The sequence below is a fragment of the Nocardia grenadensis genome, from assembly GCF_050942415.1.
Lineage (GTDB): Bacteria > Actinomycetota > Actinomycetes > Mycobacteriales > Mycobacteriaceae > Nocardia > Nocardia grenadensis.
On record NZ_CP192054.1, the window covers coordinates 172,825 to 189,335 of the forward strand.

Genomic DNA, 16,511 nt, shown 5'->3' on the forward strand with positions numbered 1-16,511 from the left:
GTGCGATCGCGGTCAGGCCCAGACGTAGATGTGGTACTTCGCCACCGAGGCGATCAGGGCGATCAGTGTCGCGACGACGATGGTCACTGCGGCGTAGCGGCCGGGTTCGCGGTCGCCGGGGCCGCGGAGCCGGAAGGGCATCCAGCGCAGCAGTACCGCGAACGACACAATGGCCAGCGGAACGAAATAGCGGCCCTGGACGCCGTCGATGATGTAGTAGCCGACCGGGGTGAAGGACATATAGAGGGTGACGTAGATCATCGCGACACTGGCCGCCATGGTCAGCGCCACCACCAGCGTGCGCCGGAAATCCGGGCGGTCGAGGCGTTCCGCCGTCCCCACGCTCACCGCGAAGGCCAGCAGGCAGGCCACGATCGCGGTAGCCGGCACGTTGATGTAGGCGAAACCGAGTTCCCCGAAGAATTCGGGGAACCACTCCTGGTCACGCCGCAGAATGCTCTCCCAGAAGGTCCGCAGGAAGCCGAACGGGTCGGTGATGATGCCCATCAACTGCTCGCCGGTGTCCACCGTGTACCACTGGTGTGGGGGCCGCATCAGGCTGGTGCCCTCGCCGGTGGGCGCGGCGATCTTCATCCATACCGCGAACCCGATCGCACCGATCGCCGCGCACACCCAGGTGAGCCACCGGCGCCAACCGGTCAGGCCCATCCGCTCGGCCGGAATCAGCACCACCAGCATGGCCAGCAGCACATAGGTGGGTTTGCACAGCGGCAGCGCGATCGCGGTACCCAGCACCGCGACGGTTTCCACCCGGCCCAGCCGGTCCCCGAGGAACAGGGCCTTCACCAGGAGCGCCGACACCAGGACGGCCAGCGCGTTGGTGAGGGTATCGGCGGTGACCGTCCCGGCCTGGAACACGGCGATGGGCAGGACGGCCACGGTGAAGACCAGCCACTGGACGCGATGTGCCCGCAACGCCCACAGGGCGAAGCCGACCACGAGCAGGTAGGCGGCCAGCCCGGACAGCCGGGTGAGACGCAGCATGGTGCCGGCGTCGGCGTCGATCAGTTCGGCGAATCCGATACCGATCGCATTGGGCACATAGGGGACCGCGGAGTAGGCGGCGGTATTGGTGAACCAGATGATCTTGCGTTCGTCGGTGACCGGGGCATCGCTGAGCCGCTGGTAGGCGGCCGGATCGGCCACATCGGGATACGGTTCGCCCGGATTGTGGGTGTAATCGTCCAGGGCGTAGCCCATCAGCGCTTCGATCGCCGCCGGCACCTCACCGCCGTAGGCGACGCCACGGTCGTCGTCGATCCGGGTGGGGTTCAGTCCGCCGTGGGCCACCTGGTAGGCGCGCCCGAACTGGGTAATCTCGTCGTGACCCCAGAACGGCGGGCTCATCACCGCGAAGACGAGCCCGAAGATCCCGGCCAGCAGGGCGAACGCGATGGTCGCCGGACCCATCCTGCGGGACAGGACCTCTCCGGCGTGCCGGGGACCGGCCAGGAAGGAACGACCCGCGGCCTGCTCGTCTCCGGCAGGGCGGGCCGCGGTCTCGGCGGTCAACGGATGTCCCCGCCCACCTGGTCGCTGTGCTGTCCGGGCATGAGCGCGGACCCTGCGTGGTTACGCTGCGCTACCGCCGCCGGGGCCGACGTGCTCATGGCGGCCGCGGCGCTCGCGCCGGGGGCCTCGTAGCGGAGATAGATCAGGCGTGCCGCTTCGTGTCGGGACCGGCGAATACCGTCCAGGATCAGACCGGCGGTCCAGGCCAGGAAACCGACCAGCAGCAAGGTGCAGGCCAGGAACAGGGTCGGGAAACGGGGCACGGTGTGGGTGTCGTAGTACTCGATGATGATCGGGACGGTCAGCACCACCGAGATGAGCCAGCCGACCGTACCCAGCAGGCCGTAGAAGGCGACCGGCCGCTCGTGCCGAGCCAATCCGACGATGAGGGCGAGGATCTTGAAACCGTCGTGGTAGGTGCGCAGTTTGCTCTCACTGCCGGCCGGCCGGTCCCGGAAACCGACCGGCACCGCCGTCTGCGGGACCCGCAGGTGCAGTGAGTGCACGGTGAGTTCGGTTTCGATCTCGAATTCCCGGGAGACCGCGGGGAAGCTCTTCACGAAGCGCCGGGAAAATACCCGGAAGCCGCTGAGCATATCCTCGACGTTCTCGCCGAAAACCTTGCCCACCACGCCGTTGAGGACTTTGTTCCCGGTTTCGTGGCCCGCCCGGTAGGCCGATCCGCTCTCGTCCTGTTTCCGGACGCCGAGGACATGGTCGTACGGGCCCGACAGCAGTGTTTCGATCATCGCCGGCGCCGCGGACGCCTCGTAGGTGTCGTCGCCGTCGATCATGAGATAGATGTCGGCCTCGATATCGGCGAAAGCGCGGCGCACCACATTGCCTTTGCCCTTGGCCCGCTCCGCCCGCACGATCGCGCCGGCGGCCCGGGCCTTCTCGGCGGTCGCATCGGTGCTGAGATTGTCGTACACGTAGACGACAATTCCGGGCACCGCGGCCTTCAGGTCTGCGATGACCTTGGCGACCGACGCCTCTTCGTTGTGACACGGGACGACGGCCGCAATGCGCAATTCGTCGGTGGATTCCACCTGGTCAAATCCTCGAAATCGACGGATATGGGAACACGGGGAGAGTACCGGGTCTGTGACATTGGGCATGAGCGAGGGCCCTGCGTGGTTGCGCTGTGCTGCCGCCTCAGGGCCTGACCCGCTCATGCTGTTTTCGTCGGGCATGAGCGGGGGCCCTGCGTGGTTGCGCTGTGCTGCCGCCTCAGGGCCTGACCCGCTCATGCTGTTTTCGTCGGGCATGAGCGGGGGCCCTGCGTGGTGATGCTGCGCTGCCGCCTCCGAGCCTGAACCGCTCATGCCGTGCCACAGAAGATGGCTCAGGTCGCTGCGGTACCGTCGGCGCGTGTCATCTGGTGAGCCCACGGCCGCTGTCGCCGCCGACGCGCCGGCCCCCCGCTCGCTCGCCGAGCGCCTGCGGACCGGGCTGCGGCAGAGCGCGGCGTTCCTGGTCGTCGGCGTGATCGGCTTCCTGGTCGATGCGGGGACCTACAACCTGCTGGTGTTCAATCTGGGCGCCTGGGGTGGCGAGGGTCTCATGTACTCCGCGCCGCTGCCCGCCAAGATCATCGCGATCGGGGTGGCCACGGTGGTCACCTACTTCGGCAACAAGTGGTGGACGTTCTCGCACAAGCAGTCCGGCAGTCCGGTCCGCGAGTACGTGCGCTACGCGGCGATCAATGTGATCGCGATCGGCCTGCAATTGGGCTGCCTGGGTTTCTCCAGGTACGTCCTGGATCTGGCCACGCCGCTGGCGGACAATATCTCTGGAACATTGATCGGTCAGATCGTTGCCGTGGTCTTCCGGTATTGGGCTTATGACAAGTTCGTGTTTACCGGGGAACCCGATAGGGAAACGACCAACCGGGCGACCGGCGTGGCTGATTGATATCCTCGGGCCCGCCGCGAACCGTATTCAGGGACATGTTTGTCCAGTCGGCACAGTATGAGTTGGTCAGGCCCGGAGGCGGTAGCGGAGCGTAACCACGCAGGGCCCTCGCTCATGCGCGAAAATATTGAGGATTTCGAGGACTTCATGGACCAGTCGGCTATGCAGGCCGTTACCGAGACGAACGATCACGCTGCGGTCGCGCCGGAGTCGCTGCGCGCCGAACACCACCGGGCTCCGCGCAGACTGGTGCTCGCCCGGGGCATCTTCACCGGGCCCTCGGCGAAGATCAGCGACGAGCTGTACGCGGTGGTCAAGGGCCGTGCCACCCGCGACCGGATGAGCCTGCGCTTGGACAAGGGCTCGACCGCGCACACCAACACCTACTTCGGCCGTTTCGCCGCCAGCTACTGGCAGCGCTGGACCGTGGTCACCGAGGTGCAGGCCACCATGACCCTGCAGGTCGGCAAGCACGCCAGGGTGCGGATCGTGGCCTCCGATATCGCCGGGCACCGCCGGATCGTCGGCACCGCCGAGGTCACCGGCAGCGGTCCGCTGACCCTGACCGCGCCGCTGGACCAGTTCGTCGACGGCGGGGCTCTGTGGCTGGAGTTCGAAGCGGTCGGTGCCGACCTGGAGATCTCCGAACTCACCTGGACCGCGACCGCACCCGAGACCGTACGCCCGGTCGCCATCGCCATCTGCACCTTCAATCGCGCCCAGGACTGCGCCGAGACCATTGCCGCACTGGCTTCCGACCAGACCGTCCTCGGCTCGCTCGACGCGGTGTACGTGGTGGACCAGGGCACCGATCTGGTGGAGAATCGCCCGCTGTACCAGGCCACGCGGTCGATGTTCGGGGACAAACTCCGCTACATCCGCCAGCCCAATCTGGGCGGTGCGGGCGGTTTCACCCGCGGGCTGTACGAGGTGTCCGCGGCCAACGAACACGCCGATGTCATCCTCATGGACGACGATATCCTCTGCGAACCCGAGACCGTGCTGCGGTTGCAGGCCTTCGCCAACCTCACCGTGGAACCGACGCTGGTCGGCGCGCAGATGCTGTTCCTGCTCAACCCCGACTACCTGAATGTCGGCGCCGAGGATGTGCACCTGCACCGGCTCATGCACGGCCAGAAGGTGCCCAAGGCGCTGCGCAACACCAGCATGCTGAAAAAGAACCAGGAACGCCGGGTCGACGCCGGATACAACGCCTGGTGGACCTGTCTCATCCCGGCCGAGGTGGTGAAGAAGATCGGGCTGCCGCTGCCCATCTTCTTCCAGTGGGACGATGTCGAATACGGGGTCCGCGCCCGCGAGCACGGGTTCGTCACGGTCACGCTGCCCAATGCGGCGGTCTGGCACGCGGACTTCTACTGGAAGGACTTCGACGACTGGGCGCGGTACTTCAGCACCCGCAACTCGCTGATCGTCAGCGCGATGCACGCGGACCTGGACCCGGGCACGATCACCCGGCAGCTCCTCCGGAACATCTCCGAATACCTGGTCGCGATGCAGTACGGGCTCGCGCACACCACCCTGCAGGGCATCGAGGACTTCCTGGCGGGGCCGTCGATCCTGCGAGACGGCGGTATCGAGCCGCTGAAACGGGCCCGGACCAGTCGCGCCGACTACACCGAGACCGTGAAGCACCCCGCGGCGACGCCGCCGGTGGACGCCTCCGAGATCCGTGTACGCCGCGCCGGCGGCGAACCCAGCCGGCTGCTGGCAGTGCTGATCAAACGCGCGATCCAGCAGTGGACCGGCAAGGTCCAGCACGGGCTGGTCGGGGTCACCCGCGAGGACGCGCACTGGTGGCATGTCTCGCTGTTCGACCATGTCGTGGTCACCGATGCCTCGCAGTCCGGGGTCCGGGTCCGCAAGCGCGACAAGGCGACCGCCCGCGCCCTGCTGCTGCGCACGGTGCGGGTACTGCGCCGGCTGTACAAGGAACTGCCGGACCTGCAGCAGCGCTACCGCGACGCACACGCCGAACTCACCAGCCGGGAGAACTGGGAGCGGCTGTACGGAATCGACGCCGACCGGAACTGACCCGGGACGCCCGCTGTCCGCACGGGCCACGCCGTAACGCGGCGTGGCCCGTGATCGTCAGAGGAACAGGTCGGTGGTGAGGGACTCGTCGCCCGGGGTCACCCGGTACTTGTCCAGGTCGGTGATGCCGTGGGTGGCGAGCACCTCGTCGTCGATGAAGAAATTGCCGGTCGTCTCGGTGGCCGGTGAGGTGAGTACCAGGTAGGCGGCATCGGCGTAGATATCCGGGGTCCGCGAGGTCCGGACCATTTCCTCACCACCGAGCAGATTGCGTACGGCCGCGGTCGCGATCGTGGTGCGCGGCCAGAGTGAATTGACGCCCACACCGTCGGATTTCAGTTCCTCGGCCAGCCCCAGCGTGGTCAGCGACATCCCGTACTTGGCGATGGTGTAGCCCAGGGAGGACCCGGCCCATTTGGGGTCCAGATTGAGCGGCGGCGACAGCGTCAGGATATGCGGGTTCCGGCCGGCGCCGGCGGAGTCACGCAGCGCCGGTATGCACAGCTTGGACAGCAGGAAAGTGCCGCGGCAGTTGATGTCCTGCATGAGGTCGTACTTCTTCATCGCCAGCGAATCGGTGGGAGACAGATCGATGGCGGAGGCGTTGTTGACCACGATATCGATACCGCCGAAGCGCTCGGTGGTCAGCCGGACCGCCTCGGCGACCGATTCGTCGATCCGCACATCGCCGACGAACGGCAGTACGGTCGCCCCCGCCTCCTCCAGTTCCGCGGCGGCGGTGTGGATGGTGCCCGGCAGTTTGGGATGGGGCTGATCGGTTTTGGCGATCAGCGTGATGTTCGCGCCGTCGGCGGCCGCCCGTTTGGCGATCTCCAGCCCGATACCGCGGCTGCCGCCGGACATGATCACCGTCCGGCCGGCGAGCGGTTTGTCTCCGGTAGCTGTCATTGCCTGCCCTCCTGTTGGTCGCGGGCGCCGACCGCCGTACGTTCGGCGCTGCGCTTCGAGCGTAGGCAACAGGTGGGGGCTTGCCCAGGGACCGCGCGATCCGGTGCCCTGGTGTCGGGCAGACGGCCGACCGGATACCGGTGCCCGCGGCTCGGATGCGGCCGGGGCGCGCGGGCACCGCCGACGCGCAGGCGGCAGGCACCGGGTCGCGTGAGCGGGCCGGGTCCGCATTCGGCGGGGCCCTGGGGACCTCGCCGCATGCGGACATCCGCTCACATCGTGGCGATCACCAGGATGTTCAGCAGGAAGATCAGGGCGACGAACGCCCAGATCACGTACATGACCACCATGCCGGGGGTCTTCTGCGGTACCGGACCGATCGCCCCGTTGAGGAAGATGAGCGCCGGTGTCCGGTAGTAGTACCGCACCGCTTGCCCCGGCTGCACGGGCACCGCGATATCGGCGGGACCCATATCGAACAGCCACGGCGTGGTGACCCGCAGGTGGTACTGGCCGGCACCGACCGGAATGTGGTTGGCACCCCACCTGGTGTTCGGCACTCGCTGCCCGTTCACCGTGATCTTGGGTTTGGTGATCGCCAGGAGGAACATCATCGGGGTGTAGGAGCAGTCCACCGTGATACCCGGTGGGTCGTTGGGCGCCGCCCGGGGCGGCTGCCCGTAGGGTCCGGGCTGCCTGCCCGGCCCGAACTGGGCCGGGGGCTGGCCGGGCGGTTGTGCGTAGGGACCGCTGGCATAGTGCGGTTGGGCGGGCGGCTGTCCGTAGCCCTGCGGCGGCTGGCCGGGGGGCGGCGCTCCCCACGGCTGCGGGCCGCCCTGTGGCCCCCCTGGATACTGTGGCTGCCCACCCTGGTTCGGCGCCGGCGCCGCGAACTGCTGCTGCGGCGGCGGGAACTGGCCGGGGGCGGGTTGGCCCTGTGGCGGCTGACCGCCGGGGTAACTCATCGATCTCCTCCCGAATCATGCAGATTGCCAGCCGAACTTACCCGGCGGGGAGGAATCTCTCGCATCGGTCGTCAACCCTGGTTGTCCGGTGGGCGACCGATGCGAGTGCCGGCGTGTGCCGCGGACTAGTCCGGTTTCTGGAACTGCTCGTTGCGGCCGAGGCTGCGCAGATGGAACCACTCGCGCAATCCGGCCGGATCGCGGCGGGTCACCAGGAAGAACCAGGAGAAACGAATCCATTCCTGGGGCAGTAGCTTTCGCATACCCGGCTGGGACATGAGGTAGCCCCGGTTGCGGTAGGTGAAGTACCGCTTCACCGGATCGTCCGGGTACTGGGTGTGCATCCGGCCACCGAGGATCGGCTTGAACTCGGCCGCGCCGTTGGGGTGCAGATACGCGGTTTGCAGGCAGGTTCCGAAGGGTAGCCCCGACCGGACCAGCCGCCGGTGCACCTCGACCTCGTCGCCGCGCACGAACAGCCGCAGATCCGGCACGCCGATCACGTCCACCGCCTGCGCGGAGATCAGGGCCCCGTTGAACAGCGAAGCGATGCCGGGCAGGAAGTCCTCGCCGCCGAGTTCCGATCGCAGGCGCCGCCACACCACGCCGCGGCGCAGCGGAAACGCCAACCGGTCCGGTTCGTCGATATCGCAGACGACCGGCGAGACCTCCACCAGTTCGTGGCGTCGCGCGCAGTCGAACAGGGTGGCCAGTACCTCGGGGCCCTCCGGCCGGCCGTCGTCGTCGGCCAGCCAGACCCAGTCGGCGCCCAGGCTCAGCGCGTGCAGCATGCCCAGCGCGAAACCGCCCGCCCCGCCCAGATTGTGCGCCGAACCGAGATAGGTGGTCTCGATGGGCTGCTCCGTCACCAGTTCGGCCACTTCGGCCTCGTTGCCGTTATCGATCACGATCAGGTGATCGACGGCGCGCGATTGCGTGGCGACGGCTTTCAGCGATTCGGCGAGCAGCTCGCGACGCTTGTGCGTGACCACTACGGCGACGATCTTGGCGTCCGGTCCGTACTCGACCTCCGGTAGCACCGCGGCGGCCGCGTCGTGCTCCGGAGCCGGACGTCGGAGGCCGGCGGTGCCGCGTCCACCGGCGACCGGCGAGGCCTCCGTGTCATCGACCTCCTCCGGGACTTCCGGTGTCGGTTCGCCGGTTTGTTCATCGGTTGTCGGCGTGGACTCCGCCTCGTGGCGACCGTCTTTCGCTTCTGGAGCCGACTCGCTGCCGCTGTGTCCGCCGGGCACGGGGGAGGACGCTGCCGGGGCACGCTCTGCTTCCGCGCCGGAGCCGGACTCACTCGTGTTGTCGTCGGGCACTGTCGAGGGTCCGGCGTGGTCACGCGCCGCTTCCGCCCCGGAGCCGGACCCACTCATGCTGTCGTCGGGCACTGTCGAGGGCTCTACGTGGTCACGCTCCGCTTCCGCCTTCGGGCCTGACTCGCTCATGCTGTTCTGTTCGAGCATGATCGAGGGCCCTACGTGGTCACGCTCCGCTTCCGCCTTCGGGCCTGACTCGCTCATGCTGTTCTGTTCGAGCATGATCGAGGGCCCTACGTGGTCACGCTCCGCTTCCGCCTTCGGGCCTGACTCGCTCATGCTGTGTTGTTCTCCAGTTCTCGTTCGCCGTCGGCCGACTCCGGTGCGTCGTCGGCACGATCGGACTTCTCGGCCTCGATCTCCCGTAGGACCGTCGCCACATGATTACCCGCGTCCGGACCCTCGTAGGCCCGGACGACCTCTTCGATTCCGCCCTGCAATCGCACCTGCCCGTGATCGATCCACATGGCGGTATCGCAGAGCTGGGCCAGGAACTCGTTGGAATGGCTGGCGAACACCAGGATGCCCGAGCGGGCGACCAACTGCTGCAACCGGATCCGCGCCTTCTTCATGAATTCCGCGTCGACCGCGCCGATCCCCTCGTCGAGCAGCAGGATCTCCGGGTCGATGGAGGTCACCACGCCCATCGCCAAGCGGACCCGCATACCGGTCGAATAGGTGCGCAGCGGCATGGACAGATATTCGCCGAGTTCGGTGAAATCGGCGATCTCGTCGATCTTGGACAGCATCTGCTTGCGAGTCTGTCCCAGGAACAGGCCGCGGATGATGATGTTCTCGTAGCCGGAGATCTCCGGGTCCATTCCGACACCCAGGTCGAACACCGGCGCGACCCGCCCGCGGATCCGCGCGCTACCGCGCGAGGGCTCGTAGATCCCGGACAGCAGCCGCAGCAGCGTGGACTTGCCCGCGCCGTTGTGGCCGACCAGGCCCACCCGATCGCCCTCTTTCAGCGACAGGTTGATATCGCGTAGGGCCTCGACCACCACGACATCGGACTGGTTGCGGCCGATCGAACCGCCCGCCTTACCCAGGAACGCCTTTTTCAGCGACCGGGATTTCGCGTCGAAGATCGGGAACTCCACCCACGCGTTGCGGGTTTCGATACTCACATGATCACTCATGATCGCCTGACTCCTAAACCCAGTAGGGCACGCGCGAACGGTACCGGCGCATTGCCAAAGCAGCCGCGATCCAGCCCACCACGGTGATAGCGCCGACGATCGCCCAGTGGTACAGCTTCTGATCGTCGCCGAGCAGCGGTGCGCGCACGATCTCCAGATAGTGGTAGGTGGGCACCACTTCGGCCAGCCGGGCCCGTTCGGCGACCTGACCGCCCTGCTCCTGCAGGCTCTTGGTGTTCCACATCACCGGGGTGAGTACGAACAGCATCAGCGTCATACTGCCCAGGATCGGCGCGATATCGCGGTAGCGGGTGCTGAAGATGCCGAACAGCACCGAGACCCACATGGCGTTGAGGAACAGCAGCATCAGGGCCGGTATCGCGAAGATCGCGGTCCAGTGCAGTTCACGCCAGACCCCGAACAGCGCCAGTACGACGAAGTAGATCGCCGCGTTGTGCGCGAAGAACAGGATCTGCCGCCAGACCAGCCGGTACACGTGCACACTCAGCGCGGACGGCAGCTGTTTGATCAGTCCCTCGTTGGCGACGAAGACATCCGCGCCCTCCAGGATCGAAGCGTTGATGACGTTCCACACGATCAGGCCGACCGCCACGTACGGCAGATACTCGGTGAGCGGCTGGCCGAGCAGCGCGGCGTACAGGATGCCGATGGCGGTGGCCTGCACACCGGTGGCGATGGTGATCCAGAACGGCCCCAGCACCGACCGCCGGTAGCGCTGTTTGATGTCCTGCCAACCCAGTGAAAGCCACAGTTCGCGCTGCCCGAACCCGTCGCGGATATCGCGCCAGGCCCGGGACCAGGACTGCGAATCGGACTGGATGGGATCCGTGGCGGTCACCTCGGCGGTATCGGCGCCGGCGACCGGGGTCTGCTCGGAACTCACGGGCTTCTCATCTGCGGCGGGGTCGTGGTCGGGGCGCACCGGGCTCTCGTCGGTGCTCTCCGGATCGTCAGGGTTTACCAGGTCGGAGCGAGCGGAAGCTGCAGGCACGGTGCACGACACTACCTCGGTGGGCGAGTCGCGGTACCGGCCGCCTATACACCACCGCGTTCAGAGGTATTGTCCGGTGCCTCCGATGGACGGGCCCGGCTGCGCGCCGCGACCCTCGGCGGTATGGATACCCGGAGGCAGGGCGCCCTGGCGCATCTGCTCCAGCTGTGCCCGTGCGGCCATCTGCTGGGCGAACAGCGCCGTCTGGATGCCGTGGAACAGGCCCTCCAGCCAGCCCACCAGCTGCGCCTGCGCGATACGCAGTTCCGCGTCCGAGGGGACGGCGTCCTCGCTGAACGGCAGGGCCAGCCGTTCCAGTTCCGCACGCAGCTCCGGTGCGAGGCCCTGTTCCAGCTCCCGGATGGAGGATTTGTGGATCTCGGCCAGCCGGGTCCGGCTCGCGTCGTCGAGCGGGGCCGCCCGCACCTCCTCGAGCAGCTGTTTGATCATGGTGCCGATCCGCATGACCTTGGCCGGCTGCTCGACCATATCGGCCAGCGATTCGGAGGTGTCGCGCTCGGCGCCCTCCTGCTCGGGCGTCTCCCGCCCGGGGTAGGACGCGCTCGCCGCGGCGCCCGCGGGCAGCACCAGCGGACGGCCCTCGGGGCCGATCACGACAACGGGATCCGATGCGTCATCCGATTGCGTCATGGTCCCCATCATGTCGTGTTCGCGCCGAACGCGCTAAAGCCGGTGGTGGTGACGCGGGTTGCAGACCCCGGACCAGGGTTACCGGAATATGTGCGCTGCCTTAAAGTGACCTGCATGACTTACGACGTCGCGCGGGTCCGGGGCCTGATCCCCTCCCTCGCCGACGGCTGGATCAACCTGGCTCCGCAGGCGGGCATGCTTGTTCCGGATTCTGTCTCGCGCGCGGTGTCCATCGGTTTCCGCTCGTCGTCGTTCTCCCACCTCGGCCGTCACGATGCCGCCAAACGCAGCGCCGATATGCTGCACGACGCCCGGGTGGCCGTCGCGGATCTGGTCGGCGCGGATCCCAGCGGGGTCGTGCTGGGGCCGGACCGCGCCGTCCTACTGGCCTGGCTCGCCGAATCCCTGAGTTCCCGGTTGGGCCTGGGCACCGGGATCGTGCTGTCCCGGCTGGACGACGAGGCGAATGTGGCGCCGTGGCTGCGGATCGCCAACCGCTACGGCGCCCATGTGCGCTGGGCCGAGGTGGAGATCGAGACCTGCGAGATGCCGGCCTGGCAGTTCGAGGAGCTCATCGGGCCCACCGCCCGGCTGGTAGCGCTCACTGCCGCCTCACCGATCGTGGGTTCGGCGCCCTCGGTGCGGGTCGCGGCCGAACGGGTACACGAGGTCGGCGGCCTGCTGGTCGCGGACGCGGTCGGCGCCGCACCGTACGCGCTGATCGGTATCGACGACCTGAACGCCGATGTGGTCGCGTTGAGCGCGCCGAGCTGGGGCGGTCCGCAGGTCGGCGCGCTCGTCTTCCGGGACCCGGCGTTCCTGGACCGGATCCCGTCCATGTCGCTGAACCCCTACGCCAAGGGCCCCGAGCGGCTCGAGGTCGGCGGGCACCAGTACGCGCTGCTGGCCGGTCTCACCACCTCGATCGACTATCTGGCCGGGCTCGACGAACGGGCCCGCGGCACCCGCCGGGAGCGGCTGGAACTGTCGATCACCTCGTTGCAGGACTACCACGACCAGCTGTTCGACCATCTGATGAGCACCTTGGAGAAGATCGGCGGGCTCACCGTGATCGGCCGGGCCTCCACCCGGATCCCGACGGTCAGTTTCACCATCGACGGTATGCAGGCGGAGAAGATCGCCGCCGAGCTGGCGGACAAGCGCATCAATGTGCTGGCGGGCTCGCACGGCGGCAGCCGGTTACTGGACGCATTGGGTGTGAACGACGAGGGCGGCGCGGTGACCATTGGTCTCGCGCCGTACACGACTCGCCGGGAGATCGATCAGTTCGGCCGGGCCCTGGCCGCGCTCGGCTGATCGGCCCGGCCGCTTTCGGGCGCGCGGGCCTCCGTGGTCGGGCTCTTCTCCTACCGGCCCGGTCAGCTCACGCCCTCGTTACCGATCCGCAAGATCACCTTGCCGAACGTGTCGTGTTCGTCGAGCAGTTCGTGTGCCCGGGCCGCCTCGGCCACCGGGACCTCGGCGTGGATCACCGGGACGACCGCGCCCGTCTCCAGCAGCGGCCAGACGTGCGCCTGTACCTCGGCGATGATGTCGGCTTTGCTGCCGCGGCCGGTGGCCGGGCGATCGCGCAGTTTGATCGCGCGCACCGTCCCGCGTTTGGCCATGAGCTCGCCCAGGTTCAGTTCGGCGTTCCCCCCGCCCTGCATGCCGATCACCAGCACCTGCCCGTCCAGGGCCAGCGCCGCCACATTGCGCCCGAGGTAGGCAGCGCCCATGTTGTCGAGGATTATATCCGCGCCCGGTCCGCCCAGGCCCTGTTCGGCCCGGATCAGATCGACGAAGTCGTGTTCCCGGTAGTTGATGAGCACGCTCGCGCCCAGTTCCGCGCAGCGTGCCAGTTTCGCCGCCGACCCGGCCGTCACCGCGACCCGGGCGCCCAGCTGCGCCGCCACCTGGATGGCGTGGGTGCCGATACCGCTGCCACCGCCGTGGATCAGCAGCAACTGCCCGGAGTGCAGGCCGGCGGTCAGTACCAGATTCGACCAGACCGTCGCCGCGACCTCGGGCAGTCCCGCGGCCGCCGCCAGATCCACGCCATCCGGCACCGGTAGCACCTGACCGGTGGGGACCACCACTTTCTCGGCGTACCCGCCGCCGGACAGCAGCGCACACACCCGGTCGCCGACGGACCATTCCCGGACACCCTCGCCGACGGCCGCGATCACCCCCGAGCATTCCAGCCCGGGCACGGCGGTGATGCCCGGCGGAGGCGCGTACAGGCCGCGCCGCTGTAGCAGATCGGCCCGGTTCACCCCGGCCGCCGCCACGTCGATCAGTACCTCGCCATGCCCGGGTACCGGGTCCGGGGCGTCGGACCACTCCATCACCTCGGGGCCGCCGAATCCGTTCAAGTTGATCGCACGCACGGGACCCATACTGCATGAGAAATTGCCGAGAGGGTGCCCGCGACTGGCCGGACACGGCTAGCGTGAGCGCCGTGAGCAGCTTCATCGACTTCCAGAACGAGATCTATCTCCAGGGAATGGGCGGGACCGTCCCCGAACTGCCGATGAGCGCGGACGGGTTCGCGGACCGGGCCCGGGAGTTGCTCGACGCACGCGCGTACGCCTATGTGGCCGGTAGCGCCTCCACCGGACGCACGGCCGCGGCCAACACCTCCGCGTTCGATCGGTACCGGATCGTGCCGCGCATGCTCTGCGGGACCAGCGGTCCGGGTGCGCGCGACACCGCGGTCGAGGTGCTCGGCACCAAACTGGCCGCCCCGGTGCTGACCTCGCCGGTCGGGGTGCTGGAACTACTGCATGAGAAGGGCGAGGTGGTGGTGGCCCGGGCCGCGAAGGAGCTGGGGGTCGGCACCGTCCTGTCCACCGCGTCCTCCGCGACCATCGAGGAGGTGGGCGAGGTCGCCGGCGACTGGTGGTACCAGCTGTACTGGCCCGCCGACGACGAGCTGGCGCGTTCGTTCGTGGAGCGCGCGCAGCGGGCCGGGGCGAAGGCGATCGTGGTCACCGTGGACACCCCCGCCCTGGGCTGGCGGCCGCGGGATCTCGAACTGGGCCATCTGCCCTTCCTGCTGGGCAAAGGTATCGCCAACTATCTTTCCGACCCGGTCTTCCGGGCGAAGCTGTCCGCACCGCCCGAGGAGAGCGAGGACGCGCTGCGGATGGCGATCCTCACCTGGGTCGGCCTGTTCGGCAACCACACCCTGCGTCCCGCCGACCTGGCCAAGCTCCAGGAGTGGACCGATCTGCCGATCGCGGTCAAGGGTGTGCTCCATCCCGACGACGCCCGGCTGTTGGTCGACGCCGGCGCGGACGCGGTGTGGGTGAGCAACCACGGCGGCCGGCAGATCGACAATTCGATCGCCGCGCTGGACGCGCTCGGCGCGGTGGTCGGCGCGGTCGGCGACCGGGCCGATGTGCTGTTCGACTCCGGTATCCGTTCCGGCTCGGATGTGCTGGTCGCACTGGCTCTCGGTGCCAAAGCGGTGGGTTACGGCCGGCCCTGGGCCTACGCCCTGGGTATCGCCGGCAGCGCGGGGGTACGCCACGCGTTGCGCCTGCTGCTCGCCGATTTCGATTCCGCCATGGGACTTTCCGGTTGCGCCGACCTCGCCGGCATCACCCGTGACCTGCTCGCCGTGCCCCGCTGACCGCGCGGACGGGCCGCTCCCGGCCCTATCGGTTACCATCGAGGCCCTGGAGACGTGGCAGAGCGGCCGAATGCACTCGCCTTGAAAGCGAGAGTCGTGAGAGCGACCGGGGGTTCAAATCCCTCCGTCTCCGCCAGAATCGGCAGTCCGATCGACTGTCGGCCCCGGCTGTGGCCCCGTCGCAAATGGCCTGTTCCGCAAGAAGGCTCGGTAGGTCGCGCGGTGGCCGCGGCCGAGTGGTTGTCCCCGCCCGTCCGGCTGTGCAATGGTTTGCCGATGCAGAACGCGGTGTGGGAGCGCCGCGGGAGGGAGGGGACGAATGCCGGAAGAACTCGATGTCGATCCGGAGGAAGTCGACAAATTCTCGGCGAGCTTGCAGAAGCTGGCGGATGAGAATGCGAGCGCCACGGCCTACATCGACAAATGGCTGGTGGTCGACAACACGGTATGGGGCGACGGTGGACTGATCCGGCTCGGACTGAGTGCCGTCAGCGAGGCCCATGCGAAGTTGAAGCCGAACTACGAAACACTGGGCCGGCTGTCCGCAGCCGCCGCGACCGAACTGGCCGCGGTGGCGCAGATGTACCGGACCACGGACCGCGCGAATGCCGCGGCATTGGACCGCACGTACGAGGCCGGTAAGTGATGGCCGGCGCACCTGTCGAGAAATTGGCCGAGCCCGCGCTCGAGGATCCCATGAACGACAAGTTCGAGTTCCTCGTGACCTCCAACGAGATCTCACCGACGTATTGGGCGTGTACCTGGCTCAAGAATGTTGTCGGCGTGGACCCTGTGGAGTGGTTCTCGCAGAAGGTCGCCGGCGATTGGGAGGCGCTGCAGCAAGCGGGTGTGGCTGTCGAGAATCTCGCGGCCTACAACACGAGCTTCGCCACCGAGGTCGAGAACGCGGCCAAGGCGGTCGACCCCACCTGGGATGGCAACGCGGCCACGAACGCGCAAACGTACTTCGCCGAGCTGGCGACCGCGGTCACGGCTCAGGTCGATGCCTTGAACGCTGTCGCCGACGAGATCAAAAACTACGCCAACGCCGCGTACTACGGCGCGAAGACGATCGGCGATTCGGTACAGACGCTGCTGGATATCGGCGCGATCGCGATCATCGAATGGGCTGCGGTCAAGGTTTCCGCGGCCACCGGTGTCGGGGTCGTCGCCACTGCGGCGCTGGTCGCAGCCGCTACCTTGACCACGCTCCGGGCAATCGCGGAATTCAACATGATGGTCTCGAAGCTGTCCGCCCTCTATATCGGTTTGGAAGGGACGGCCGGGCTCATCTACGCGGGCCTCGGTGCGATCCAAACCGGCGACCTACCCACACTGCCGCAGAAGTCCTACGACCATCCAGGGGCGTGA

Annotated in this window: 15 protein-coding genes and 1 tRNA gene; 7 read left to right on the forward strand and 9 right to left on the reverse strand. The window is 67.7% G+C overall.

The genetic code is table 11. The annotated features are described in order from the left end of the window. Window positions 1-12 precede the first annotated feature (12 nt). Together ACQPYS_RS00730 and ACQPYS_RS00735 are read right to left on the reverse strand one after the other, a co-directional pair. A complete protein-coding gene (locus ACQPYS_RS00730) occupies window positions 13-1,533 on the reverse strand; it encodes a DUF2142 domain-containing protein (protein ID WP_433491446.1) in 1,521 nt (506 codons plus the stop codon). Next, complete coding sequence (locus ACQPYS_RS00735) at window positions 1,530-2,582, reverse strand: glycosyltransferase (protein ID WP_245664743.1); 1,053 nt, start codon at window positions 2,580-2,582, stop codon at window positions 1,530-1,532. The genes ACQPYS_RS00730 and ACQPYS_RS00735 overlap by 4 nt, the downstream gene beginning before the upstream one ends. A 322-nt stretch (window positions 2,583-2,904) precedes the next feature. Here ACQPYS_RS00735 and ACQPYS_RS00740 point away from each other — a divergent pair, with 322 nt between their 5' ends. Further along, window positions 2,905-3,447 carry a GtrA family protein gene (locus ACQPYS_RS00740; protein ID WP_431939489.1) on the forward strand — a complete coding sequence of 181 codons (543 nt, stop codon included), beginning with the start codon at window positions 2,905-2,907 and terminating at the stop codon, window positions 3,445-3,447. A 147-nt stretch (window positions 3,448-3,594) separates the two neighbouring features. After that, window positions 3,595-5,499, forward strand: a complete 1,905-nt coding sequence (locus ACQPYS_RS00745) for a glycosyltransferase (RefSeq protein WP_431939603.1) — start codon at window positions 3,595-3,597, stop codon at window positions 5,497-5,499. Window positions 5,500-5,556: 57 nt separating this feature from the next. On the opposite strand, the gene ACQPYS_RS00750 is transcribed toward ACQPYS_RS00745, so the two are convergent. The 6 genes from ACQPYS_RS00750 to ACQPYS_RS00775 form a co-directional block, all read right to left on the reverse strand. Next, window positions 5,557-6,408, reverse strand: a complete 852-nt coding sequence (locus ACQPYS_RS00750; protein WP_433491447.1) for an SDR family oxidoreductase — start codon at window positions 6,406-6,408, stop codon at window positions 5,557-5,559. Window positions 6,409-6,680: 272 nt separating this feature from the next. Further along, window positions 6,681-7,373, reverse strand: coding sequence for a hypothetical protein (locus tag ACQPYS_RS00755; protein WP_433491448.1), 693 nt, complete (start codon window positions 7,371-7,373; stop codon window positions 6,681-6,683). 125 nt (window positions 7,374-7,498) lie between these two features. After that, a complete protein-coding gene (gene glfT1, locus ACQPYS_RS00760) occupies window positions 7,499-8,413 on the reverse strand; it encodes a galactofuranosyltransferase GlfT1 (protein WP_431939602.1) in 915 nt (304 codons plus the stop codon). Window positions 8,414-8,973: 560 nt separating this feature from the next. Further along, window positions 8,974-9,840, reverse strand: coding sequence for a galactan export ABC transporter ATP-binding subunit Wzt/RfbE (wzt, locus tag ACQPYS_RS00765; RefSeq protein WP_063040636.1), 867 nt, complete (start codon window positions 9,838-9,840; stop codon window positions 8,974-8,976). A gap of 13 nt (window positions 9,841-9,853) precedes the next feature. Further along, complete coding sequence (gene wzm / locus ACQPYS_RS00770) at window positions 9,854-10,699, reverse strand: galactan export ABC transporter permease subunit Wzm/RfbD (RefSeq protein ID WP_431939601.1); 846 nt, start codon at window positions 10,697-10,699, stop codon at window positions 9,854-9,856. Window positions 10,700-10,912: 213 nt separating this feature from the next. Next, a complete protein-coding gene (locus ACQPYS_RS00775) occupies window positions 10,913-11,503 on the reverse strand; it encodes a bacterial proteasome activator family protein (RefSeq protein WP_084481660.1) in 591 nt (196 codons plus the stop codon). Window positions 11,504-11,617: 114 nt separating this feature from the next. Between ACQPYS_RS00775 and ACQPYS_RS00780 the strand changes: the two genes are divergently transcribed. Then, on the forward strand, window positions 11,618-12,820 hold the full coding sequence (locus ACQPYS_RS00780) for a cysteine desulfurase-like protein (protein WP_063040640.1): 1,203 nt from the start codon (window positions 11,618-11,620) through the stop codon (window positions 12,818-12,820). Between the two features lie 62 nt (window positions 12,821-12,882). On the opposite strand, the gene ACQPYS_RS00785 is transcribed toward ACQPYS_RS00780, so the two are convergent. Then, on the reverse strand, window positions 12,883-13,893 hold the full coding sequence (locus ACQPYS_RS00785; RefSeq protein ID WP_433491449.1) for an NAD(P)H-quinone oxidoreductase: 1,011 nt from the start codon (window positions 13,891-13,893) through the stop codon (window positions 12,883-12,885). Window positions 13,894-13,964: 71 nt separating this feature from the next. Between ACQPYS_RS00785 and ACQPYS_RS00790 the strand changes: the two genes are divergently transcribed. The 4 genes from ACQPYS_RS00790 (at window position 13,965) to ACQPYS_RS00805 (ending at window position 16,511) form a co-directional block, all read left to right on the forward strand. Beyond that, on the forward strand, window positions 13,965-15,140 hold the full coding sequence (locus tag ACQPYS_RS00790; protein WP_063040642.1) for an alpha-hydroxy-acid oxidizing protein: 1,176 nt from the start codon (window positions 13,965-13,967) through the stop codon (window positions 15,138-15,140). Between the two features lie 48 nt (window positions 15,141-15,188). Next, a tRNA-Ser gene (locus tag ACQPYS_RS00795) sits at window positions 15,189-15,276 on the forward strand. Window positions 15,277-15,459: 183 nt separating this feature from the next. Beyond that, entirely contained in the window at window positions 15,460-15,786 is a 327-nt protein-coding gene (locus ACQPYS_RS00800) for a type VII secretion target (protein WP_431939484.1), read from the forward strand. A 23-nt stretch (window positions 15,787-15,809) separates the two neighbouring features. Next, window positions 15,810-16,511: a WXG100 family type VII secretion target gene (locus tag ACQPYS_RS00805; protein ID WP_433491450.1), complete on the forward strand. Its 702-nt coding sequence runs from the start codon at window positions 15,810-15,812 to the stop codon at window positions 16,509-16,511.